This window comes from Paenibacillus catalpae, assembly GCF_900112695.1.
GTDB lineage: Bacteria > Bacillota > Bacilli > Paenibacillales > Paenibacillaceae > Pristimantibacillus > Pristimantibacillus catalpae.
Genome location: NZ_FOMT01000002.1, coordinates 1,102,492 through 1,125,647, shown reverse-complemented (window position 1 = coordinate 1,125,647; position 23,156 = coordinate 1,102,492). Strand labels below are relative to the sequence as shown.

Genomic DNA, 23,156 nt, shown 5'->3' with positions numbered 1-23,156 from the left:
ACATTTTTCACATGATTATGGTATGCTAATACGGAGTTCACCCTAATTAATGAGAGGTAATATGACATGACATATTCTTGGAAAATCCAGCTATTTGCGGGGCTCTCGGACCGATTCGGCAGCCCGGTTATTTATATAGAGACCGAAACACCTTCCATGACCGTAGCTGCCCTCAAGCAGGAGCTTGCCGGCAAATTTCCGGAGCAGGCCGATCTTGTAAGGATATCTTTTGTTGCATGCAATCAGACTTATGCTTCCGATGAATTCGTCATTCAAGCATCGGACGAGCTTGCCGTCCTGCCTCCCGTCTCCGGCGGAGAGCCTGAGAAGAATGAAATGGCACCTGATTGTGAATCGGCAGATGGCCGTTACGTCATCACGAAGCACCCGATCACCTCGGATGAAGTTCTCGCCAAAGTTATTGTACCGGAGCATGGCGCTGCCATCGCTTTTGTTGGAACAACTCGCGAGTGGACAATGGGACAACGTACCGTACGATTAGAGTATGAAGCTTACGCCCCGATGGCTGTCCGTACGATGGAACAGATCGGTATGGAGCTCAGCGAGCGCTGGCCGGGTACACAAACCGCGATCTCCCATCGGATCGGCGTTGTCGATATTGCAGAGACCAGTGTTGTTATAGCCGTCTCCTCCCCTCATAGAGATGCTTGCTACGAAGCAAGCCGGTATGCGATTGAAAGATTGAAGCAAATCGTTCCGATCTGGAAGAAGGAAATATGGGAGGATGGCTCCGAATGGAAAGGACATCAGCTCGGCAGCCCATGGAATCCGATTGAACCAATATCCAATTAATGGATAAATTCCTTGGAGTGGTGCTAAAAGTATAGGACAATAGTCATGATTTAGCACCCCTCTTATTGCCATAACAATCATTCATTGTTACTATTATTTCATACATACCGTTCATAATTCACTATTGAGGTGCAACGATGAGGCTGCATATTTCAGATTTAAAAGAGGGAGATATTCTGCTCAGGGACACCTTCAACGGATACGGCCTGCACGTTCTGTCCAAGGGTACCATCCTTCAGCAAAAGGATATTGCGAAGCTGTTTCAGCATCAAGTTGACTATGTTGACATTGAGGACCGGAGAACTACAGAGCAACCTGTTCATCGTACATTAGAAACCTCTGTTCATCCCAAATGGCTTCCGAACGTGCGTCCTGATTATGAGAATGCCGTCAAAGGCTTCCAGGATTTATTCATGAAAGCAACAAACGATGGTATCGTCAATCAGGACGAAGTCGCAGCCGCCTTCCAGCCTCTTCTTAAAAATTTTCAAATGGAGCGCGATGTCGTCTCCATGCTGCTGCTGCTAAATACGGCGGATGATTATACTTACCAGCATTCTGTACAAGTAGGTATGTTGTCTTACTACTTGGCTTCGTGGCTTGGCTACACAGAATTGGAAGCGCTTGAAATCTCAAAGGCCGGTTATCTTCACGATATCGGCAAGAGCAGAATTCCTTCCAGCATACTGAATAAGCCTGCCAAATTAACTGATCAGGAATTTGAAGAAGTAAAGAAGCATACGCTTTACGGCCATGAAATTATACATCAATCCTTTAAGGACCAGTCAGAAATGATGGCAATAAGCGCGCTCCAGCACCATGAACGCAATGACGGCAGCGGTTACCCGCATGGATTGCACGGGGATGAGATCCATCCCGTAGCCAAGATGATTGCCGTCGTCGACATCTACAGCGCTATGATCTCCGAACGTGTCTATAAGAAGAAGCGCGACTTGTTCTTTGTCTTGAAAGAGCTGTACAAGATGAGCTTTAATGAGCTTGATGCGCATACTACCCATACTTTTATCAAGCATATGATTCCTAACTTTATCGGCAAAAAAGCCGTTCTCGAATCCGGCGAGGTGGGTACCATCGTCATGACTCATCCAACCGAATTCTTCCGTCCGCTTGTTCAACTGGAAGACCGGTTTATAGACCTTACCGTGGACCGTGAGTATGAGATCAAAGAAATTATTTTCTAATTCGATACGTGATAACCAAACGCCCGTCCTTAAAGGACGGGCGTTTGGTTTGTTTTCCTGTGCGGGCTGTTGCCGCAAATATGATATGCTCCATATTAATGCCATTGTAAGGCTTCACAAACGATCCTGCGGGGTTCATACCAGCCATCTCTGCCACGCGGATGGATGGCCTGTTGGTGATGCGAACGAACGCATACACCATCGCGAGACGAAGATGAGAACCGCATGCTGTAACATCGCGTTAGCCCCTTCCAGCGCGAGGCCGCGGCTATCCAATGGGCACCAATCTGCCCGATAAACATGCCGGTACTCTTCTCAAAAAAAATACGTGCCCGAATTTCTCGGACACGCATCTTATAAATCATTAACCGATCGAGCCTTCCATCTCAAACTTGATGAGACGGTTCATCTCAACCGCATATTCCATCGGGAGCTCTTTCGTGAACGGCTCGATGAAGCCCATTACGATCATTTGCGTTGCTTCAGCTTCGGACAATCCGCGGCTCATCAGGTAGAACAGCTGATCCTCGGATACTTTCGATACCGTTGCTTCGTGCTCGAGCGTAATGTTGTCGTTCATGATCTCGTTATAAGGAATCGTATCGGATGTCGATTCGTTATCGAGAATGAGCGTATCACATTTAATGTTTGATTTCGCGCCTTCGGAATTACGTCCGAACGATGCGAGACCGCGGTATGTTACTTTACCGCCGTGTTTACTGATCGACTTCGATACAATTGTGGAAGTCGTGTCCGGTGCCAGGTGAAGCATCTTAGCGCCTGCGTCCTGGTGTTGGCCTTTGCCCGCAACCGCGATGGACAGAACCATACCTTTTGCGCCGCGGCCTTTCAAGATTACTGCCGGATATTTCATCGTCAGCTTGGAGCCGATGTTACCGTCAACCCATTCCATTGTCGCGTTCTCTTCTGCAACCGCACGTTTGGTAACGAGGTTGTAGATGTTTGGCGCCCAGTTTTGGATTGTCGTATAACGGCAGCGAGCGTTCTTCTTAACAAGAATCTCAACAACCGCGCTATGCAGCGAGTTCGTGCTGTAGATTGGAGCCGTACAGCCTTCTACATAGTGTACGAAGCTGTCTTCATCCGCGATGATCAGCGTACGCTCGAATTGGCCCATGTTCTCGGAGTTGATACGGAAGTACGCTTGCAGCGGAACTTCGCATTTTACGCCTTTTGGAACATAGATAAAGCTGCCGCCGGACCATACTGCACTGTTTAGAGCTGCGAATTTATTGTCCGTACGTGGAATAATCGTGCTGAAGTATTCTTTTACAAGGTCTGGATATTCACGAAGCGCTGTATCCATGTCCGTAAAGATAACGCCTTGCTTCTCCAGATCCTCTTGCATGCTGTGGTATACGACCTCGGACTCGTATTGAGCCGATACGCCGGCGAGGAACTTTTGCTCCGCTTCAGGAATACCCAGCTTGTCGAAAGTTTCTTTGATCTCTTGCGGTACTTCTTCCCATGTTTTGCCTTGTTTCTCGGATGGCTTAACATAGTATTGAATATCGTTGAAATCAAGATCATTCATGTCGCCGCCCCAGTTTGGCATCGGCATTTTGTTGAATTGCTCCAGTGATTTCAGACGGAATTCAAGCATCCATTCCGGCTCGCCCTTCATCTCGGAAATCGTGCGTACAATTTCCTCCGTCAAGCCTTTACCGGATTGGAAGACCGATTTATGCTCATCACGGAAACCATACTTATAATCTTCCATTTCAGGCATTGTCCCTGCCATGGTATTCACACTCCTCAGTTATTCGATTGTATTAAACGTGCTGCTGCTCGATTCCTTTGCGCAAGGCGTTCCACGCAAGCGTCGCGCATTTGATCCGTGCAGGGAACTTGTTAACCCCAGACAGTGCTTCGATATCTTCGTTCTCTTGGAACTCAACATCCTCGCCCTTCATGAGCCCTGAGAACCGTTCAGCAAGCTCAAGTGCTTCATCGTACGTTTTGCCTTTAACAGCTTCAGTCATCATTGACGCGGAGCTGAGGCTGATGGAGCAGCCTTCCCCGCTGAACTTTGCATCGATTACTTTGCCGTCCTCAACTTGAAGCTGTAAGGAAATGCGGTCGCCGCAAGTCGGGTTGTTCAAGTTGATGGTGACAGCATCGGTATTCAATGTTCCGCGGTTGCGTGGATTTTTATAATGATCCATGATGACTCGACGATATAAATCATCCAATTGCATGACCGAAGAACTCCTTTGTCCGGATGAGGCCTTCCACTAAGAGGTCGACTTCTTCCTCGTTATTGTATAGATAAAAGCTTGCTCTAGCCGTTGCCGATACATTCAGCCAGCGCATCAGCGGCTGGCAGCAGTGATGTCCCGCCCGGATGGCAATCCCATAAGAATCAAGTACCGTTGATACGTCATGAGGATGGATGTCACCGAGATTAAAGGTGACAAGACCAACGCGGTTTTCTTTTGGCCCATAGATCGTAATATCATCAATCGTGGACAACTTGTCATATGCGTAGGCTGCCATCTTTCTCTCATGCTTATCAATTTCGTCGATACCAATCTGATTGAGGAAATCAATTGCAGCGCCAAGTCCTACAGCACCCGCAATAATCGGCGTACCGCCTTCGAAGCGATACGGCGCCTCTTTCCAGGTTGATTCATACAAGTCAACAAAATCAATCATTTCGCCGCCGAACTCGATCGGCTCCATGTTCGACAAGAGCTCTTTCTTACCGTACAAAGCGCCGATACCGGTAGGTCCGCACATCTTGTGACCGGATAAGCCGTAGAAATCGCAATCCAGATCCTGTACGTCTATCTTCATATGCGGCGTGCTTTGTGCTCCGTCAACGACCATTACGGCACCGTTGCGATGTGCGATAGCTGTTACTTCCTTGATCGGATTAACAACACCAAGCACGTTGGATACGTAAGTCATGGCAACAACCTTCGTATTTGGCGTGATGGTTTGTTCCACATCTGCAAGCGAAATCGTGCCGTCCGGCTGAAGTGGAATGTACTTCAGCGTCGCTCCGGTCGCTTTGGCTGCCTGCTGCCAAGGAATAAGGTTGGCATGATGCTCCATCGGCGTAATGACGATTTCATCGCCTTCCTTGCACACGCTGCGGGCATAGCTCGATGCGACTAGGTTAAGCGCCGTCGTTGTCCCTCGTGTGAACACGATCTCTTCCGCCGACTTCGCATTCAGAAACTTGGCTACCTTCTCCCGTGCACCTTCATAAGCATCCGTCGCCCGAGATCCAAGCGTATGGACGCCTCGGTGCACATTGGAGTGATCCAATTCGTAATAACGACTAACCGCATCAATGACGGAACGCGGCTTCTGGGAAGACGCCGCGCTGTCGAGGTAAACGAGCGGATGCCCGTTTACCTGCTGATGCAGTATCGGGAATTGCTCCCTTACCGCTTCTATATTCATCCTTCAAGCTTCCTTTCGAGCAAACGCTGAAGCTGCTCGCGTACCGCATCAATCGGAATCTCCGATACGACAGGCGCCAAGAATCCGTAAATAATTAAACGTTCAGCGTCTTGCTTGCTGATTCCTCGGGACATCAGGTAGTATACCTGCTCCGGGTTAACTTGGCCTACGCTTGCTGCGTGGCCTGCTTTAACGTCATCTTCGTCAATCAGAAGGATCGGATTGGCGTCACCACGCGCTTTCGGGCTGAGCATCAGAACTTTTTCTGTTTGCACGCCGTTTGCTTTCGTAGCGCCTTTCTCGATTTTCGTAATGCCGTTAATGATGGCTGTAGCATTTTCTCTCATAACAGCACGAGTGACCATGTTGCTCTCCGAGCTGCGGCCAAAGTGAACCGCTTGCGTCGTGAGGCTCATTTTTTGATCTTTGCCGCCGATGCTGATTACTTTCGCATCCGAGTTCGAACCGTTGCCTTTCAGCACGGATACAGTATCGGATACAGTAAAGCCGTCATTCAAGTCGCCGATAACCCATTCCATTTGGCCGTCATTCTCGATAACTGCACGACGAAGCGTCATATCCACGCCATTGTCAGCCATATGATGAATGGAACCGAAACGAACATGCGCGCCAGGCTTCACAAATACTTCAACAACCGAATGATGAACGAAAGGTGCATCAATCGAACCCGGTTCGGATACCACATAATCCACGTAAGTAACCGAGCTGTTGCTGTCTGCAACGATCAGAATGTGCGGAGCAAATGCAGCGTCCGCCTTATTGTTGAACAGCACCGCTTGGAGCGGAAGCTCAACTTCAACATTCTTAGGCACGTATACGAACACGCCGCCGTTCCATAGTGCTGCGTGCATCGCGGTCAGCTTGTTATCGCCCGCGGATACCGCTTGGAACAAATATGGTTTAACGAGATCAGCATGGTCTTTGCATGCCGTCTCCAGATCTGTGAAGATTACGCCTTTAGCTGCAAGCTCTGCGGACAATTGCTTCAGAACTGCACTCGAGTTGTGCTGAACGATGATATTCTCCGTACCTTCAGCAACCAGCTCGCGAACTACTTCCGGCAGTTCGGCAATCGAACCAACCGCTTTGCCTTGCTCATATGCGCCAACTGCTGTCAAATTCCAGCGGTCAATGCGCATTTTCTCCGGCTTCGGCCATTCTAGTGTACCTGCCAGCTCAGCCGCTTCACCGCGAAGATCGACGAGCCATTGCGGTTCGCCTTTGCTGCGTGCAAGCGCTTCGGCCGATTGACGGTCCGTCGGAGTCGTTAATTGTGTACTCATCCCGTTATGCTCCCTTCTCCGCCGATTAAGCTTGGCCTACTGTTTCGTCTACAATGCCGAGTTCTTCTTTTACCCAATCATAGCCTTCGTTCTCAAGACGTTGTGCAAGCTCAGGTCCGCCGGATTTCACGATGCGGCCTTGCATCATAACGTGTACGAAGTCTGGCGTGATGTAGTTCAGCAAACGTTGGTAGTGAGTAATGATCAGGAATCCGCGGTCTTCGGAACGCATAGCGTTAACGCCGTTGGATACGATTTTCAGTGCGTCGATGTCAAGGCCGGAGTCGATTTCGTCAAGAACAACGATTTTCGGCTCGATCATAGCCATTTGCAAAATCTCGTTACGTTTTTTCTCGCCGCCGGAGAAGCCTTCATTCAGGTAACGGTGAGCGAACTCGGGATTCATCTCAAGTTCCTTCATTTTCTTTTCCATTTGACGGATGAATTTGATCAGGGAAATCTCGCTGCCCTCTTCACGGCGAGCGTTAATTGCGCTGCGCAGGAAGTCGGAGTTTGTTACACCTGGGATTTCGCTAGGATATTGCATAGCAAGGAACAGGCCGGCGCGTGCTCTTTCGTCAACGCTCATCTCCAGCAAGTCTTCGCCGTCAATTGTAGCGGAGCCTTCGGTTACTTCATATTTCGGGTGACCCATCAATGCGGATGCAAGAGTACTTTTACCAGTACCGTTAGGACCCATGATTGCATGGATCTCTCCGCCTTTGATTTCAAGGTTAATGCCTTTCAAAATTTCTTTTCCTTCGATCTCTGCTTTCAGGCCATCGATGACAAAATGTGTTGCCATAATATAGTTATCCCTCCAAGGTTGGTAATCGGTTTTTAGGCTCATCCCTATAAATGAATCTCCAAATGGGAATATTATAGAGTGATTCTCATTGATTCTCAATAATTATTTTATTATAAGTTTTGTTATAAATCAATGCGGGAACGCCTTTAGGCTGGAAATTATGAGCTCTCTGAAATATCTCTTCCTATTAATGCTTGTTTGATTAGCGAAACCCGCCGCTCAAATTCCTTATCTGACAATACGGGAGTCATCGCCGGCTGCGGCATCCCTTCATTCAGTCTTACCCAAGATTTGCATCCATTATAAGCTGGCTGCATAGGCAGCTCTACCGGCTCTTCCAGGAGATATACTCTCAGCAGCAGCAGGTGCAGCGGCTTCGTACGCTTCCATTTGAGCCGCTCCTCGGCAAACGTATCCGTCCAGATGTGATAGTCCCGGAGTCGGTCAAGCGTTTCCTGATCCGTAATCTCGATATCCTCAACCGCTTCGGCGTACGAGCCCAGCTTGATGGATGGCATGTCAGGCGTCCAGCCATGCATCGTCCCCTGAATCTGCCCCTGGTAAGCATCCTTCAGCAAATGCTCCTTCTGATGCTCGTAAGCGGGCATCAGGTAGAAGCCTTTGCTCACCAGCTGAAAATCCCGCGTCTCCTCGATAATCCCGCCTTTGCGCATAACAAGTATAAGATGCCCTTCCTGCAGCGCTTTTACAGTTACGGCCCATTCTTTTAGTGCGACCGGATCCCGTCCGCTATTCGCCTCCATCTTGTTACCTCCTAAACTAATTCTTGGTTTAACTTAACGCCGCTTGTCCTTCGTCACGTAACATTATATCATTTGAAGGTATTCCAAGGCGAAATAATATCCGCTATACTATGTTGAGGAGTTTACTAGGCATTTAGGTGCCTTCTCATAAAGACGAAACCGGAGGTGGACGAACCGTGTCTGCTTATCATGCATTAACTGAACAAGAAGCGATTGAAATCGCAAGCGGCATCGAAGGCTTTTTCCCTGCAGGTGCAACGCTGAACTGCCGTGAAATCGGCGATGGAAACTTGAATCTCGTCTTCCATATTACGGATGCAGCAAGCGGAAAGAGCCTTATAATGAAGCAGGCCCTTCCTTATGCGAAGGTTGTCGGAGAATCCTGGCCGTTATCCCTTGACCGTGCCCGGATCGAAAGCGAATCGCTTATTCTCCAGAACAAGCTAGCTCCTGGTCTTGTGCCAGTGGTATACAAATATGATCCTGAGCTTGCCCTGACCATTATGGAGGACCTGAGCGATCATTTGATTATGCGTCAAGGTCTGATCAATGGAATCCGTTATCCGAAATTCGCAGAAGACATCTCGACCTTTATGGCCAATACGCTCTTCTTCACCTCGGATCTCGGCATGAACCAGCAGGATAAGAAGGAACGCGTTAAAGAGTTCATCAACCCGGATTTGTGCAAAATAACGGAAGACCTGATTTTCGACGATCCTTATACGGTCTCCGCTAATAATAATTTTGAGCCGGCCATCGAAGATGCGGCAGCCGCGCTTCGCGAAGATAAAGCCCTTCATCTGGAAGTTGCTCTCCTGCGCGAGAAGTTTCTGACAAACGCACAGGCATTGCTGCATGGCGACCTTCATACAGGAAGCGTGTTTGCAACACCGGAATCGACAAAGGTGATTGACCCCGAGTTTGCTTATTACGGCCCAATGGGCTTTGATATCGGCGCCGTGATCGCGAACCTGCTGCTCAATTATGCGGGACAAGGCCACTGGATCGCTGATGAGAAAGAGCTGGCTGATTTCCGGAGCTATCTGCTCGAGACTATCCGCGACACATGGAACAAGTTCGAACAGAAATTCCGTGCCTTGTGGAATGAGCATGGCGTAGACCGCATCGCGAATGAAACACCAGGCTACCAGGATCTGTACTTGAATCGCCTGCTGCAGGATGCTGTCGGTTATGCCGGCTGCAAGGTTGTACGCCGCATCGTTGGACTTGCGCATGTTGCCGATATCGATACCATTCCTGATGCAGCGGCACGCGAGCGTGCACAACGCCTTGCCCTTGCGATCGGCACTTCCCTTATTAAATTGAACCGCAATGCGGTTTCCATCGAACAAGCTATTGATATTGTTCTGACTGCAGAAGCAAGACAATAATTGCATGACTGACCTTAAGAGAGGATTTACAAGATGACTACAACTAATTACGCAGGTCTGCAATCACTCATTTGGCATGACGATAAGCTGGATCTGCTCGACCAACGGCTGCTGCCGGAAGAAATCGTTTATTTGCCGCTAGTAACTGCGGAAGATGTATGGGAGTCAATCCGCCATCTGAAAGTAAGAGGAGCTCCGGCTATCGGCATTTCTGCAGCCTATGGCGTTGTGCTGGGCAGCCGCGCGGCTGAATCTGCGGAGGACTGGCATGCTGACGTCCGCAAAGCAGCGGATTATCTGGCTACTTCCCGCCCTACGGCAGTTAACCTGTTCTGGGCGCTTGACCGGATGAAAGCCCGGGCGGAAGCTCTTGCAGCTGAAGGCCATTCGCTGGATGCTTTGAAGCAGGCGCTGCTCGATGAAGCGATCGCTATTCAAAGCGAAGACGAAGAAACAAACCGTATGATCGGCGAGCATGCGTTATCCCTGTTCCAGGATGATATTGGCGTCTTGACCCATTGCAACGCCGGCGGGCTTGCAACAGCGAAATACGGCACGGCTCTTGCCCCATTCTATCTGGCCAAGGAACGCGGGATGAACATTCGTGTATTTGCTGACGAAACCCGTCCAGTTCTGCAGGGCGCGCGCCTGACCGCTTTTGAGCTTCAGCAGGCGGGTGTTGACGTTACTCTTATTTGTGACAACATGGCCGGTCACGTCATGTCCAAGGGCTGGGTTAACGCCGTTATCGTAGGTACAGACCGTGTTGCCGCCAACGGCGACGTAGCTAACAAGATCGGCACTTACAGCGTTGCAGTTCTGGCTAAGGCACATGGCATTCCGTTCTATGTAGCATGCCCGCTCTCCACCATTGACCTGAATACCCCTACCGGGGCGGAAATTCCAATTGAAGAGCGTCAAGCCGAAGAGATTACGGAAGGCTTCGGTAAGCGTACGGCTCCGCAAGGCGTAAAAGTATATAACCCTGCATTTGATATTACGCCTAACGAATACGTGACGGCGATTATTACTGAGAAGGGCATTATTAAGGCGCCTTTTGATGTGAATTTGAAAAAGCTGTTTGAAGCATAATAGTGCTTCAAACGACAAGAGGCAGTCTCCATCAGTTAACGGAGGCTGCCTCTTTGCTTGCACTCGTGTGCTATATCATTAAGCGGAGCGCATCTGCGCCATTCATACCAACAGCGATGCCAAGCGTTTCCGCAGTAGTGGTGACGGATTCAAGAGGCGCCGCCAGCAGCTCCTCCAACGTTTTCACTCCAACTGCTCTACCCGCGATGATCTCTCTATCCTTCAGACGATCATTAAGCAGCCCTACATCGAGCGCTCCGCACATAATATAACCTCTATCCGTGGAGATTGCCAGCAGAGTTGTTTTCGGCAGCTTCACTTCAACGCCAAGCGCTGTAACTCCGTCCCCAAGCGGCACAGGAACCATTCTCATCATTTTGGACACCTCCTTTACTTCAGGCCATGACAGGTCAGTTCGAACCGCACCAACATTATATGCACAGCGTGCTAAGCAGTGTTGGTCATCTGCTTATTTTTAGGACTATGTGAGTACCCTTTTTGATGATATATTTATAAAGATACTATTAATCTTTAGTCCGGAGGAACTATGAAACCAACACAATCGGCCCGCACAAACTCATATGTATTCCAGGTTGAATTGCTCGTCGAAGGGGAGAGCAACGGTGCGGCTTTGGAGAAGCTGATCAAATCGCTTAACCAAGGTGCGTTTGCTGACTACCGCATTTTGAACGGGATAGAGCTAGGTAAGCTTATCGATCAGCGCAAAACAGAACTGCCGGGCAGACAGCCGGTTTCGGTACCGCCGCCTGCAGCCAAACCTGCAGCTCCTGCATCTCATAATGGACTCGATTCCATCCGGGCTTTTATGAAAAGCAATAAATTGATTCGTCTCATTGTAAATAAAGGGCTTGGCATTAAACTCAGTATCCCTTGCCGTATCCTGAATGTGGATGAGGAAGGGAATCTGGTTACGGTCTACCATGTGGACGAGAAGCAGGTCTATACGTTCAGGCTCAATGAAATTGAAGACTTTAAAGAATAAGTGAAAATGAACAAGTGACCCCCCGTACCAATCAGGTACGGGGGGTCACTTGTTACTATGGATTATAGAATAAAGGCCGCTCCAAGCATTTGCTCAATATCCGAGCTTGGCACCGGAGGACTCCAGAAGTAGCCCTGCATCTCATCGCAATTATGCTTTCTCAGAAACTCCATCTGCTCCTCGTTCTCGACGCCTTCGGCAATAACCTGTATGTTCAAGTTATGAGCCATTGCAATAATGGCCGCTACGATCTCCGCATCGCTGGGATCCTGCTGGATATCCCTTACGAACGAACGGTCAATCTTGAGACGGTCGATCGGGAAGTTCTTTAAATAATGGAAAGAGCTGTAGCCGGTTCCGAAATCATCAACGCTGATGCCTATCCCCATATCGGTCAGCTCAAGCAGACAACGGGAGACATGGCCGGTATCCATCGTCATGGATTCGGTAATTTCCAGATCAAGATATTCCGGTTTAAGTCCGGTCTTCTCCAGCACGGAAGCCACTTTGCTCGCCAAATCCTGCTGGACAAATTGCCGTATGGAGAGATTCACCGATACCGGCATCGGCGGAAGTCCCGCATCCTGCCAGGCTTTGTTCTGACGGCAGGCTTCCTCCAGCACCCAGTCGCCGATCTGGACGATCATCCCGCTCTCTTCCGCGATCGGAATAAAATCACCCGGCGGGATCATCCCCTTCACGGGATGTTTCCAACGGACAAGCGCCTCTACCCCGACCATCATGCCGGATACCATATCGTACTGCGGCTGGTAATGGAGTATAAATTCCTTGCGTTGAATAGCGCGGTACATCTCATGCTGAAGCGTCAAACGTTCGAATGAAGAATTGCTCCAGCTCTCGGAATACAGCATGCAGTCGTTCTTGCCGCTTTCCTTCACCTTCACGAGCGCAATGTCCGCCTTCTTCAGGAGCGAGTAACCGTCGTCCTCCTTCACAAGGCTCGTTACCGCTCCCAGACTTCCCGTTATGTGCAGCGGGAACCCCTTCAGCTCGAACGGTTCATCAATAGCGTGAAGAAGCTTGCGGGCCAATTCGATAAGCTGCGCTTCGGATCCAATGTCCTGGAACAATAAAGCAAATTCATCGCCTTCCATGCGGGCCACGATTCCTTGTTCGCCTAAGGCGCTTGACAGACGCTCTGCAACCTGCAGCAGCAGCATATCCCCAAACTCGCGTCCAAACGAGGCGTTAACCAGCTTGAAACGGTCCAGGTCCAAATAACAAAGACCGATTAACCGGTCATGCTCTCTTGCAAAAGCAAGGCTCTCATTCATGCGGATATGAAATAATGTCCGGTTCGGAAGCCCTGTCATATCGTCATAATAAGCCATGTATCGGATACGCTCGATATTCCGCTTCCGGTCACTCAAATCTTGACTGACAATAACGGTCCCGATCACTTCATCTTCCTTCAGCATCGGGGAGCTGATAAATTGAAGCTCGAGCGGGAATCCCGAGCGGTGTGTAATATTGATGTTGCGCTGCTCCGATTTCCCCTGGAGCGCATTGTCCAGCATCTCCTGCAGACTGTTGCGGCTGCCCGGCTCTATCAGCGGAGCAAGCGGCGTGCCAAGCAGGTCTGAACGCATGTACCCAAGCGTATTGCTGGATGCGATGTTCATCTCCATAATGACGCCATCCCGGTCCAGAATCGCTAACGGAACGGCTTCGGACTGAAGCAATGTCTCTACGATTGGCGTATGGAAGTTCCGGAATCCGATTATCTGACGGTCCCTGGCAAAGAGGATAATTGTTATTGCAATTGCCATTACGGCAATCATTGACGAGATCCATTCCAACACGGGGTCGGCATTCCTATACAAGGACGCTGCAAAGAACAGCGCCGCGACTATCGATATCGTAAGAGCGGCCGTTCGCAGCATGGCATATGACCGCGAAATTCGAAGCCGTCTATTAGGCGAACCGTCCATCCGTTTCGTCACGCACCAACTTCCTTCCTCTTGTCAGGTCAAGCAAGGTTAGATTCATTATAAACGAAATGATCTTTGTGGTATAGAAATATTTACTAAATCAACAAATAATTCTTGTAGAAAATAGGCGAGTTATGTCGAAAAACAAGGTATTTAGCCGTATACGACAAGTATCAGTAGAATTAAAGACCTATATAACGACGACAATAATCCGATTCTTAAGAAACAAAAAAACCACCCGAATAATATTCGAGCGGTCTTTTCCAATATATTCCTAAACTTTATTTCTGGCGCGCAGCGCTGCAGCGGCTACACATCCCCATCCAGCGAGGAAGGCGACTCCGCCAAGAGGCGTAATTGCACCGAGGACTTTAACATCGCTAAGTGCAAGGGCATACAAGCTTCCGCTGAACAGGATGATTCCGGCAATCAGCAGGCGGGCAGCAACTCTTATAAGCTTGGCATCACCAATCCGGTCAGACAGCAAGGCTAACAGCATTAAAGCCAAAGCGTGATACATATGATAACGGACACCGGTTTCATAGACTTCCAGCATGTCCTCCGTTAAAGTATCCTTAAGACCGTGGGCTCCGAAGGCACCCAGTGCTACTGCTAATGCAGCGCCAATCGCACCATATGCGAAATATTTATAAGACATCTTATTTTCATCCCTTTCATGTTTGTGTATAATCTTACAAGTAAATCCACTTATTACAAAGGAGTCGATCTTTCTTGGAAGAACCGCGCAATTCAACGCAGCCAGATCCGCATAACGGCTCATCCACTAATCCCGAGCAGCCATATGAAAATCCCTATGCATCAAGGCCTTCCAATCCGTTCTCTCCGATAAAAGAAGACGGACCGATGAAGCAATCGGGCCTTGGCATCGCTTCATTCATTCTGGCTCTCGTCACCGTGCTCCTTGTCGTTGGAGCCATTATCAGCGCATCTGTATTTGTCAGCGGTGTAGCCGGCGACGCTCAAGGCTTCCTGAACGAGATTGAAGGCATCGAAGGAGAAAATTCGCTTCCGTCTGAATTCGTGTCCATCATGATTGCCGGACTATGTATTATCGCTTCCATCGGTGTTGCCCTTATTGGTCTGATTCTCGGCATCGTTGGCGCCGTACAGAAAAACCGCCGCAAAGTGTTTGCCATTATCGGCATTGTGCTTAACGGACTGATCGTGCTTGGAACAGCCGGCTTAGTCATTATAGGTCTTGTCTCTGCTGCTGCGCAATCGACAATTTAGCAACAAATCGAAAGAAGAGGCTGCCCGGGCAGCCTCTTCTTTCGATTACTCTAGCAGACAGCATTCCTGTTTTACGAGAGCTGATTAGAAACGGTTTTATTAACCTCCGCAATCTTCTTCTCGCAACCTTCAATCTTTACTTGACGGTCTGCGATCTGCTTGGCAATACCGTTGAGAGTAGCAAGCGAACGGATAGAGGTTTTCCCGTCGTAGCTGCGCAGCGCGTACAGCAGATCGCTCCATTCTTCCGATTTCTGTTTGTTGAGCTGGCTGATTGCGGATTTCTCCACGGATATGCGCTTCTCCTCCTCCGTTATGGCGTCGAGCTGGCCTCGCAGCCGCTTCATCTTATCGTTTGCCGCTGCTTTTGCAGAAGTGAGCGCAGCTTGCGCCGCGCGTATTTCCTCCTTGGCACTCTTTACGGAGATCTCGAATAAATCCACTTTTAGCTGAACGGCCGCTGTCAGCTCCTTAATGCCGTATTTCCTTGCCGCCTTTAATTCTGCTTGCGCAGCAGCGTACTGATTAAATAAGGGCTGGTATGCATTTTTCAGCTGCGCAACCTTCCTCTCCAGCGCCTCCAGCTTGGCCTTGTCAATAGTACGAATCTTTTGCCGCAGCTCCGATTCCTTGTCATCATTGGCCTTGCTCGCCGACTTGATGCGCGTATCCTGCGCCGCAATCGAATTCTGCTGCTGGACGAAGCTTTGATACGATGCCTGCAGCTTGGCGGCGTCAGTTGAGGTCATGCCTGCTTTCGTCTTGTCGAACTGCTTCTGTGCCGTAGAAGACAGCATATTAACCGCCGCTTCCGTAACAGCTGCCGGAAGAATGGCAGAAAGCAGGACAGCTAATAGGAGCACAGCTATCGGCATTCGAAATTTCATGCGTATCATTCCTCCTGTCTTTAATGTTCATAGCGGCAGTCTAGCCGAAAACGCAAAAAAGCACCCTCCAAACCAAGCCGTAAGGCTGGTTCGAAGGGTGCTTCCCGTTCGATAAGATCATGCTGCCGCATATGTTCTTTCACTATACGGCTTGTTCCGCAAAGGTGTCAACCTATTATTTTACAGAAATGGATGTGCGGCTGTATCCTTCCTTCGTCTTATAAACCTCAAGAGTAGCAGGGAACGCCTGCTTCAGCTCCTGCACGTGAGAGATCACGCCAATCATGCGGCCGGAACGCTGCAAATCAACCAGCGCCTCAATCGCTTTGTTGAGAGAATCCTCATCCAGCGAGCCAAACCCTTCATCAATAAACATCATCTCGATGGAGACGCCGCCTTGATAGGACTGAATGACATCGGTCATGCCAAGCGCGAGACACAGCGAGGCATTAAACTTCTCACCGCCGGACATCGTCTTCACATCACGGTTCTGCCCGGTATAGGCATCGTACACATCAAGACCAAGCCCGCTTTGCTTGCCGCGCGTTTCGAGCCGATCGCTCCGCTGCAGTACAAATTGTCCACCGGACAAATGACGTAGCCGTTCGTTTGCGGCATGCAAAATTTGCTCCAAGTATTCAATCAGAATATAACGTTCGAATGAAATTTTGAGTGCATTGTCTCCCTTAAGCATCTGATACAGATCAAGTACCTGCTCGAGCTTCGCCTCCAGCTCCTTCACCCTGCCTGCTGCCTGATCGATGGCGGTCTTCAGCTTGCCGGCATCCTCGGCGAACCGGGATGCTATCTGAAGGGCATTAGCGGCAGCTTCGATTCGCAGCTTCAGATCAGATATAGCCGATTTCATAGCCTCTATATCGGCCTGCTGCTTATCCGAAAGCTCAGATTCCAGCTCTTCTATCCGTTTCTTCACGGCTGCAAGCGCAGTCTTGTACGTTTCGATCTGATGCTTCAGCGCATGCCTGTCCTGATCCGGCATATGTGCATCCCGGAAGTCATCCACGGAGCCAAATTCCGCTTTCTCGAGTTCTTCCTCGAAACGCTTCGCTGAAAGACTTGCATTGTTGCGGGCTTCTGTCAGCTGCTGCTCGGTCTGCTCCGCATGCGCCTGTTCTTCAGCGAACTTGGCACGCATCCGGAGCAGTTGATCCCGAGCTTCCTTCCAGACCGCGGCAAGCGATTCCGTCAAGACGCGCTGCTGCTTCAAACGCAGCTCCATCCGCTGAGGCGAGCGAAGCTCCTCCGGAATACGCTCAAGCTCCTTCTCCAGCGCCGACTGCTTGGCACCTTTCTCCACCGCAATCTGCTGCTGCTCTGCCTGCAGCTTATCCTTCGCCTGCTGAAGCTGCTCAAGCTTCTGTTCGATCTCTTCCGCGCGCTGCTTCAGCTGCTTTCCTTGCTCAACCTGAAGCTGAAGCCGTTCCGCTTCCTCGTTCAGCTGCTTCCAGCGTTTCCTAAGTTCAGCCTGCTGCTCGGCAAGCCCGGAAGCAACAGCTCCGTACTCCGCAAGCTCCGCTGCGCTTCCTTCCCAGCTTGAACGTGCAGCTGCTGCCTGCAGCTTCGCATCGTTCAGCTCGCGTTCATAGCGGGACAGCTGCTCCTTCGCCTGTTGAAGCTGTTCCCGTGACGGCACGGCTTCCACCGCAACAACTTTGCCGGGATGCTCCTGGCTGCCGCAGACCGGACAGGGCTGACCGTCATGAAGATGGGCTGCCAAGAGACTCGCCTGTCCTTCAATCCAGCTGCGTTCCAGCCGATCATGCTCCTCCCGGATTTGGGCAAGCAACGACGCCCGTTCTTCGATTACTGAAGAATAGGAGGCAAGATCCTTCTCCAGCTCAATCAGCTTGGAAATATACTTGCCTGTCTGCACAACCTGATTTCTCTGCTCGGTCACGCCGGGCAGCAGCTCGACAGCACCCTCAATCGACTTGAGCTGCGCTGCAAGACTTGCCTTTGCTTCCTTCGCTTCGGCGATCAAAGCTTCCGCTGATGACAGCTTCGCAGCGCCATTCTTCTCCGCGGCCGCAAGCTGCTCTACCGCTACGCGCTGCGCCTCCAGCGTTTGCACCGCCGGCGCCAGCTCCGCGAGCCGGTGCAGCTCGCGTTCCGCCGCCTGCCGCTCCCCGCCGCGCTCTTCCTCGCGGCGATGGCGCTCCTCGGCTGCCGCGAGAGCCTCCTTCGCGGCCTCCGCCGCCTGGCGCCGCATATCGCGGGCCTGCTGCTTCGCCGCGGCATCCCGCTCCGCGCGGCCCGCCTGCTCCGCGTACGGCGCAAGCAGCGCCGCTCGCTCCGCGAGCAAGAGCCGGCGTTCCTTCTCCGCATGCTCGCCGCTCTGCGCCGCAAGCCGTTCCTGCTTCGCCCGCTCGCCGGAAAGCTCAACAAACCGCGCCTGCAGCGCCAGCTCGCCTTGCAGCGCCAGCTCCTGCTCCTCCAGCTGCCGCTGGAGCTCGCGCTTGCCCGATTCCCCTTCCGCCATGAGCTGACGGTAATAGGCAATCTCCTGTTCCAGTGCTTCTGACAGCTGAGCGGCATTATAAAGCTCCTGCGTCAGCGTCTGGGCAAACAGACTATTTTCTCTGCGCGGCAGATTGTCCGCTGCCTGCTTCATAAAGTGGCCTACGCTGAGCTTGGCTTCCTTCAGCGCATCGCCAAGCTCCCGGTTCTGCTGCTGGAAGCGAAGCTCAAGCCTTTGATACAGCTCCGTCCGGAAAATCCGGCGCAAAATCTCTTCTTTATTGTCCGTGTCCGAAGTGAGCAGCTTGCGGAATTCGCCTTGCGGCAGCATCACAATCTGATTGAACTGCTCCTTCGTCAGACCAATGATCGTCTCGAGCTTCGCGTTTACGTCCCCGACCATAAACCGGTCCACAGCCGGAACAGCTTCACCGTCCGTCAGTTCATACAGCTCGGCTTTGCCGCCCGTCTCGCTTTTATTCGTCCCCTTCCGGTGAGGAAGCTGACGGAATACCCGAAACATGCGACGCCCCACGGCAAAATCCAGCTCCACCGACGTATGCTTCTCATCATCCGCGAAATGGCTTCGGAGCATGCGAGGCTCCGAACGGTCTTCACCGCTTGCCGTGCCGTACAGCGCAAAGCAGAGGGCATCAAAAATCGTTGTTTTGCCTGCTCCTGTACTGCCGGAGATAACAAACAGCCGATGCTGGCCAAGCTCGCTGAAATCTACGATCTCTGAGTCACGGTATGGGCCAAAGGCCGTCATCGTAATTTTGAGAGGTCTCATCCGGCTTCCCCCTCCTCTCTCAGCAGTCCGCCAAAGGTATCGGTAAACAGCCTCTTTTTCGGCTCATCCAGCGGTACGCCTTTCACTTCCATATAGAAGGATTCGAAGAGGCTGATCGGATCCGCTTCACTTCTGCGCACAGCTTCCTCCGATGAGCCTGCTTCCTCACCGGCACCGCGCACTGCCGTAACCCTGCGCTCCACATGAAGTGCATTCGGATAGACCGCTCTTACCTTTTCCATCGGGAATAAAACGGGATTATCATTCAGCAGCGTAACAAACACATAATCCTCGCAAACCGGATGTGTCTCAATCTCCTCGATTGGTCCGGCAATCCGGCGCATATCCCGAAGAGGCTTCAGCTCGCGCTTCTCAATGGCGACGTTCCCGTCCCCGTCCATTTCTACTACCAGATAGCCTTTATTGTGATGCTCCTCGGAGATCGAATATTTGAGCGGCGAGCCCGCGTAACGAATTTTTTCGCTGCCGACAAAATGCGCCTGATGCAGATGCCCCAGCGCGGTATAATGAAATGGCGCAAAATATTCCGCCCGCACATGCTCAGCTCCACCTATAGATAACGGGCGCTCCGAATCGCTTGTATTGGGCTCCGCCGCGCCTGTTGCCGTAACGAAAGCATGTCCTACCGCGATATGTCTTGCGGCCGGATCCATCTGCGCAGCAATCCGTCCCGTAATGGCCCGCATCGCCTCATCATGCGTCCGGATCGTTTCATCTTCAAACGTCAGCCTTACCTGGGCAGGGTCGGCATAAGGCACCAGATGAACATGAACCTCGCCTTCGGCATCCTTAAGCACAACCGGCTTAAGCTCGGGTCTCAGCCTGCCGGCAATATGAAGCCCCCGGCTCTCCATCATGGCCGTCCCGAAGTCGATCCGGTCAGGACTGTCATGATTGCCGGATATCGCAAGCACCGGCGTATCCAGCCCGACAACGATTTTCTCCAGCAATTCATCCAGCAGATCAACCGCTTCCGTAGGCGGAATAGCCCGGTCGTACAGATCACCCGCAATAATGACCGCATCCGGCCGTTCTTCTTCTACTGCGCGCACAAATTGTTCCAGCACGTAACGCTGGTCTTCCGTCATATATACACCCTGCACAAGCTTGCCTAAATGCCAGTCTGCAGTATGATAAAATTTCACTCTATGAACATTCCCTTCCACTACTCGTGTACTCTCATACCCATAACCGTACATATATTCGCTTTTCGCCTTCATTTTCCTTCCTGAAAATATTTCCCGAAGGCCCGAACAATGGTACATTAGTAGACGGACTTCATAGACAGAATAGATATCAAATACAGGAGGACAACATGCAAACTGAGCTAGAAGCAAGGACTAAGCGTTCCTTGTTCAGCAACCATACGCTGCTCTTAGCCGTCGTATTTGGCGGATTTCTAATATTTGGCTTCTCGGAAAATATTAAAGGTCCCGCTATTCCCCGCATGCAGGCCGACTTCTCCCTGAATGAGGCGCAGATCGGCATGCTGCTGGCCCTTAATTCGCTGGGCTATTTGATCGCCTGCAGCTTTACGGGCTGGCTGGTCAAAAAGATTGGCATCAAGCTGACGACCCTTATCGCTTTCGGCTCGATGGTCGTATCCGGCTTCTGCCTCTATTTCTCTATCAGTTATTCAACGATGGTACTGTCCTACTTCTTCATGTACATCGGCAACGGCCTACTTGAAATCGCTCTTGCGATTCTTGCCGCGCAAATTTTCACCCGCAATACCGGCACGATGATGAACCTTGCGCATTTCTTCTACGGGCTAAGCTCCATTGTCGCCCCTCTTCTGGCCGCTAATCTGATGGGCGTTCACCTATTTGGCTCAGAGCTTGGCTGGCGGGGAATGTATTGCCTGATGCTGTCGCTGACCCTGCTGCCGATGATTCCAACTGTATTCTCTAAAGCGCCAAGACAAGAAGTGCAACAAGGCGAACGCCTGTCGCTGCGGGAATATGTACGGGATAAAGCCGCATGGCTGCTGGTAGCCGTCCTTTCCCTCGGCGTAGTGTCCGAGATGTCGATCGGAAGCTGGCTCGTTAACTTTTTGGAAAAAGCATATGGATGGAGCAGTGATGCTTCGGCAGGTATGCTGTCTGCCTTCTTCCTCTGCTTTACGATTGCGAGGCTTGTTCTAGGTCCCGTTACGGATAAAATCGGCTATACGATGTCGCTCATCGTGTTCTCAGGCATGTCTGGCATTTGCTCGATTGCCGCCATCATCATCGGAGAACCTGGCGCATTCTTATTCGCTGCAGCCGGCATTGGCATCGCACCGATGTATCCGACGGTTATGGCTCTCATCGCGAAGCGTTATTCGAATGAAAGTGATACGGCCATTACGTTTACGGTGACCTTGATGGGAGTTGCAACGGTTGCGGGGAATTACCTGATCGGACTTATCATTGAGCTGTTCAAGGACGGATTCGCGGATGATAGTCATCCGACTGCCGGCCTAATTGCCGGTCTTCAAGCGGGGTATATCTTTATTGGGGTTTGTGCCTTGCTCTGTTCAGGTATTTCCATTATGTTGTACCGCCACTTGAAAACACGAGGCGCTTTGCTATAACGATAAAGAGGCTGCCCCCCTCATCATTAGGATGAAGGGAGCAGCCTCTCTCTATTTATTAGTTCTCGGATGTCAGTGTGAAACGCTCGTTCACATGCTGTGCATTCTCGATCTCATCAACGACTGCAATCGCAAAGTCTTCATAACTGACATAGCTGTTGCCCTTCGAATTGACGAGCAGATGATCTTTCCCTTTTGTATACGCGCCGGTACGCTTGCCCTCCGGATCAAAGAAGGCGGAAGGGCTGATGAAGGTCCATTTCAGACCTGCCGACTGCTTCAGTTCCTCGAGATTTTGCCCCTGGCTCTTCGCCGTAGCAAGGAACATCTCCGGGAATTCCGGTGTATTAAAGAGCTGAATAGTTTTCGCTTCATCCACGTACAAGCTGCCTGCCCCGCCGATGACGATCAGGCGTGTATCCGATCCGGATAAAGCATCAATCAATGCTTTGCCGGCCGTCACATGAAGCTGCTCTTGGCCAAGCGGTGCGCCAAAGGCGTTTACAACAACGTCGAAGCCCTGCAGATCGGCACCCTTCAGATCAAAAACCTCTTTTTCAACTACTTGAACGCCTTCCGTCGTTACCTTGGAACGATTACGTACAACCGCCGTTACTTCATGCCCTCTGCCGAGCGCCTCTTTGACAACCAATTGACCTGCTTTACCTGTAGCACCTACAACTGCAATTTTCATTATGATATCCTCCTACAAAGAATTGTGAAGCAATTCTTACTTCGTAAGCATTCGCTCAAAGAATTGTGAAGCAATTCTTACTTCGTAAGTATTCGCTTAAAGAATTGTGAAGCAATTCTTACTTCGTAAGCATTCGCTCAAAGAATTGTGAAGCAATTCTTACTTCGTAAGCATTCGCTCAAAGAATTGTGAAGCCATTCTTACTTCGTAAGCATTCGCTTAAAGAATTGTGAAGCCATTCTTACTTCGATTGGTTTTGATTATTTCTTATCAAATCCGCGACGAGGTCTTCCAGCGTAATTTCCGAGAGGACACCCTCCATCGCATGCTGCGCCTTCTTCAGAACAAGCTCCAGAACAACCTGAATACTTGCTCCAACCGGACATTCCGGATTAGGCTCCTCATGGATATGAAACAACTGTCCTTCCTCAACAACATCCACTGCCCGGAAAATCTCCAGCAATGTAATCTCGCTCATTTCCTTCGTCAGATAAGCACCGCCGGTACCTGCCCGGACCTGGACAAGTCCAGCTTTCTTGAGCTGTCCCAATAGTCTGCGGATGATAACGGGGTTCGTATTTACGCTGCCGGCAATCCATTCTGAGGTGTTATGGGCATCCTTCGAAATTTCAAGCAGCGATAAAATATGAACCGCTATGGAGAAGCGGCTGCTGATTTTCACTTGTTTGACCTCCAATA

21 protein-coding genes are annotated in these 23,156 nt (G+C 50.7%); 7 read left to right on the top strand and 14 right to left on the bottom strand.

Annotated elements, in window-relative coordinates; genetic code table 11:
• The first annotated feature begins 66 nt into the window (after positions 1 to 66).
• Both BM200_RS30615 and BM200_RS12640 read left to right on the top strand, forming a co-directional pair.
• A complete protein-coding gene (locus BM200_RS30615) occupies positions 67 to 813 on the top strand; it encodes a molybdenum cofactor biosynthesis protein (protein WP_091185728.1) in 747 nt (248 codons plus the stop codon).
• A gap of 137 nt (positions 814 to 950) precedes the next feature.
• Positions 951 to 2,015, top strand: a complete 1,065-nt coding sequence (locus tag BM200_RS12640; RefSeq protein ID WP_091185726.1) for an HD-GYP domain-containing protein — start codon at positions 951 to 953, stop codon at positions 2,013 to 2,015.
• Positions 2,016 to 2,379: 364 nt separating this feature from the next.
• Here the strand turns inward: BM200_RS12640 and sufB are convergent, their stop codons facing one another.
• The 6 genes from sufB to BM200_RS12610 form a co-directional block, all read right to left on the bottom strand.
• A complete protein-coding gene (sufB, locus tag BM200_RS12635; RefSeq protein ID WP_091185723.1) occupies positions 2,380 to 3,777 on the bottom strand; it encodes a Fe-S cluster assembly protein SufB in 1,398 nt (465 codons plus the stop codon).
• Positions 3,778 to 3,808: 31 nt separating this feature from the next.
• On the bottom strand, positions 3,809 to 4,234 hold the full coding sequence (gene sufU / locus BM200_RS12630; protein WP_091185721.1) for a Fe-S cluster assembly sulfur transfer protein SufU: 426 nt from the start codon (positions 4,232 to 4,234) through the stop codon (positions 3,809 to 3,811).
• The gene (locus tag BM200_RS12625; RefSeq protein WP_091185719.1) at positions 4,221 to 5,447 is read right to left on the bottom strand and encodes a cysteine desulfurase; all 1,227 of its coding nucleotides are present in this window, start codon (positions 5,445 to 5,447) and stop codon (positions 4,221 to 4,223) included. The genes sufU and BM200_RS12625 overlap by 14 nt, the downstream gene beginning before the upstream one ends.
• The gene (sufD, locus tag BM200_RS12620) at positions 5,444 to 6,751 is read right to left on the bottom strand and encodes a Fe-S cluster assembly protein SufD (protein WP_091185716.1); all 1,308 of its coding nucleotides are present in this window, start codon (positions 6,749 to 6,751) and stop codon (positions 5,444 to 5,446) included. Before sufD ends, BM200_RS12625 begins: the two co-directional genes overlap by 4 nt.
• A gap of 25 nt (positions 6,752 to 6,776) precedes the next feature.
• Complete coding sequence (gene sufC / locus BM200_RS12615) at positions 6,777 to 7,556, bottom strand: Fe-S cluster assembly ATPase SufC (RefSeq protein WP_091185715.1); 780 nt, start codon at positions 7,554 to 7,556, stop codon at positions 6,777 to 6,779.
• A gap of 161 nt (positions 7,557 to 7,717) precedes the next feature.
• A complete protein-coding gene (locus tag BM200_RS12610) occupies positions 7,718 to 8,323 on the bottom strand; it encodes a DUF1802 family protein (RefSeq protein ID WP_091185712.1) in 606 nt (201 codons plus the stop codon).
• Positions 8,324 to 8,499: 176 nt separating this feature from the next.
• Here BM200_RS12610 and mtnK point away from each other — a divergent pair, with 176 nt between their 5' ends.
• A complete protein-coding gene (mtnK, locus tag BM200_RS12605; protein ID WP_091185711.1) occupies positions 8,500 to 9,714 on the top strand; it encodes an S-methyl-5-thioribose kinase in 1,215 nt (404 codons plus the stop codon).
• Between the two features lie 33 nt (positions 9,715 to 9,747).
• A complete protein-coding gene (gene mtnA, locus BM200_RS12600; RefSeq protein ID WP_091185708.1) occupies positions 9,748 to 10,806 on the top strand; it encodes an S-methyl-5-thioribose-1-phosphate isomerase in 1,059 nt (352 codons plus the stop codon).
• Between the two features lie 70 nt (positions 10,807 to 10,876).
• Here the strand turns inward: mtnA and BM200_RS12595 are convergent, their stop codons facing one another.
• Positions 10,877 to 11,182: a YunC family protein gene (locus BM200_RS12595; protein WP_091185706.1), complete on the bottom strand. Its 306-nt coding sequence runs from the start codon at positions 11,180 to 11,182 to the stop codon at positions 10,877 to 10,879.
• A gap of 171 nt (positions 11,183 to 11,353) precedes the next feature.
• Between BM200_RS12595 and BM200_RS12590 the strand changes: the two genes are divergently transcribed.
• Positions 11,354 to 11,809: a hypothetical protein gene (locus tag BM200_RS12590; protein WP_091185705.1), complete on the top strand. Its 456-nt coding sequence runs from the start codon at positions 11,354 to 11,356 to the stop codon at positions 11,807 to 11,809.
• 62 nt (positions 11,810 to 11,871) lie between these two features.
• Here BM200_RS12590 and BM200_RS12585 read toward each other — a convergent pair whose 3' ends face one another.
• On the bottom strand, positions 11,872 to 13,773 hold the full coding sequence (locus BM200_RS12585) for a putative bifunctional diguanylate cyclase/phosphodiesterase (RefSeq protein WP_091185702.1): 1,902 nt from the start codon (positions 13,771 to 13,773) through the stop codon (positions 11,872 to 11,874).
• A gap of 262 nt (positions 13,774 to 14,035) precedes the next feature.
• Complete coding sequence (locus BM200_RS12580) at positions 14,036 to 14,419, bottom strand: DUF423 domain-containing protein (RefSeq protein ID WP_091185701.1); 384 nt, start codon at positions 14,417 to 14,419, stop codon at positions 14,036 to 14,038.
• Positions 14,420 to 14,493: 74 nt separating this feature from the next.
• On the opposite strand from BM200_RS12580, the gene BM200_RS12575 reads away from it, so the two are divergent.
• Positions 14,494 to 15,012 carry a hypothetical protein gene (locus tag BM200_RS12575; protein ID WP_091185698.1) on the top strand — a complete coding sequence of 173 codons (519 nt, stop codon included), beginning with the start codon at positions 14,494 to 14,496 and terminating at the stop codon, positions 15,010 to 15,012.
• A 71-nt stretch (positions 15,013 to 15,083) separates the two neighbouring features.
• Here the strand turns inward: BM200_RS12575 and BM200_RS12570 are convergent, their stop codons facing one another.
• The 3 genes from BM200_RS12570 to BM200_RS12560 all read right to left on the bottom strand — a co-directional run bounded on the left by BM200_RS12570 (position 15,084) and on the right by BM200_RS12560 (position 20,333).
• The gene (locus BM200_RS12570) at positions 15,084 to 15,899 is read right to left on the bottom strand and encodes a hypothetical protein (RefSeq protein ID WP_091185696.1); all 816 of its coding nucleotides are present in this window, start codon (positions 15,897 to 15,899) and stop codon (positions 15,084 to 15,086) included.
• A gap of 175 nt (positions 15,900 to 16,074) precedes the next feature.
• A complete protein-coding gene (locus BM200_RS12565) occupies positions 16,075 to 19,167 on the bottom strand; it encodes an SbcC/MukB-like Walker B domain-containing protein (RefSeq protein ID WP_091185694.1) in 3,093 nt (1,030 codons plus the stop codon).
• A complete protein-coding gene (locus BM200_RS12560) occupies positions 19,164 to 20,333 on the bottom strand; it encodes an exonuclease SbcCD subunit D (protein ID WP_091186312.1) in 1,170 nt (389 codons plus the stop codon). The genes BM200_RS12565 and BM200_RS12560 overlap by 4 nt, the downstream gene beginning before the upstream one ends.
• 170 nt (positions 20,334 to 20,503) lie before the next feature.
• Between BM200_RS12560 and BM200_RS12555 the strand changes: the two genes are divergently transcribed.
• Complete coding sequence (locus tag BM200_RS12555) at positions 20,504 to 21,763, top strand: MFS transporter (RefSeq protein ID WP_091185691.1); 1,260 nt, start codon at positions 20,504 to 20,506, stop codon at positions 21,761 to 21,763.
• A gap of 58 nt (positions 21,764 to 21,821) precedes the next feature.
• Here BM200_RS12555 and BM200_RS12550 read toward each other — a convergent pair whose 3' ends face one another.
• Both BM200_RS12550 and BM200_RS12545 read right to left on the bottom strand, forming a co-directional pair.
• Positions 21,822 to 22,457 carry an NAD(P)-dependent oxidoreductase gene (locus BM200_RS12550; protein ID WP_091185689.1) on the bottom strand — a complete coding sequence of 212 codons (636 nt, stop codon included), beginning with the start codon at positions 22,455 to 22,457 and terminating at the stop codon, positions 21,822 to 21,824.
• 241 nt (positions 22,458 to 22,698) lie between these two features.
• A complete protein-coding gene (locus BM200_RS12545) occupies positions 22,699 to 23,139 on the bottom strand; it encodes an Rrf2 family transcriptional regulator (protein WP_091185687.1) in 441 nt (146 codons plus the stop codon).
• Between the last annotated feature and the right edge of the window lie 17 nt (positions 23,140 to 23,156).

Coding starts and splice junctions, on each gene's coding strand:
- BM200_RS30615 (WP_091185728.1), top strand. CDS start 67: ATGACATATTCTTGGAAAATCCAGCTATTTGCGGGGCTCTCGGACCGA.
- BM200_RS12640 (WP_091185726.1), top strand. CDS start 951: ATGAGGCTGCATATTTCAGATTTAAAAGAGGGAGATATTCTGCTCAGG.
- sufB (WP_091185723.1), bottom strand. CDS start 3,777: ATGGCAGGGACAATGCCTGAAATGGAAGATTATAAGTATGGTTTCCGT.
- sufU (WP_091185721.1), bottom strand. CDS start 4,234: ATGCAATTGGATGATTTATATCGTCGAGTCATCATGGATCATTATAAA.
- BM200_RS12625 (WP_091185719.1), bottom strand. CDS start 5,447: ATGAATATAGAAGCGGTAAGGGAGCAATTCCCGATACTGCATCAGCAG.
- sufD (WP_091185716.1), bottom strand. CDS start 6,751: ATGAGTACACAATTAACGACTCCGACGGACCGTCAATCGGCCGAAGCG.
- sufC (WP_091185715.1), bottom strand. CDS start 7,556: ATGGCAACACATTTTGTCATCGATGGCCTGAAAGCAGAGATCGAAGGA.
- BM200_RS12610 (WP_091185712.1), bottom strand. CDS start 8,323: ATGGAGGCGAATAGCGGACGGGATCCGGTCGCACTAAAAGAATGGGCC.
- mtnA (WP_091185708.1), top strand. CDS start 9,748: ATGACTACAACTAATTACGCAGGTCTGCAATCACTCATTTGGCATGAC.
- BM200_RS12595 (WP_091185706.1), bottom strand. CDS start 11,182: ATGATGAGAATGGTTCCTGTGCCGCTTGGGGACGGAGTTACAGCGCTT.
- BM200_RS12590 (WP_091185705.1), top strand. CDS start 11,354: ATGAAACCAACACAATCGGCCCGCACAAACTCATATGTATTCCAGGTT.
- BM200_RS12580 (WP_091185701.1), bottom strand. CDS start 14,419: ATGTCTTATAAATATTTCGCATATGGTGCGATTGGCGCTGCATTAGCA.
- BM200_RS12570 (WP_091185696.1), bottom strand. CDS start 15,899: ATGAAATTTCGAATGCCGATAGCTGTGCTCCTATTAGCTGTCCTGCTT.
- BM200_RS12565 (WP_091185694.1), bottom strand. CDS start 19,167: ATGAGACCTCTCAAAATTACGATGACGGCCTTTGGCCCATACCGTGAC.
- BM200_RS12555 (WP_091185691.1), top strand. CDS start 20,504: ATGCAAACTGAGCTAGAAGCAAGGACTAAGCGTTCCTTGTTCAGCAAC.
- BM200_RS12550 (WP_091185689.1), bottom strand. CDS start 22,457: ATGAAAATTGCAGTTGTAGGTGCTACAGGTAAAGCAGGTCAATTGGTT.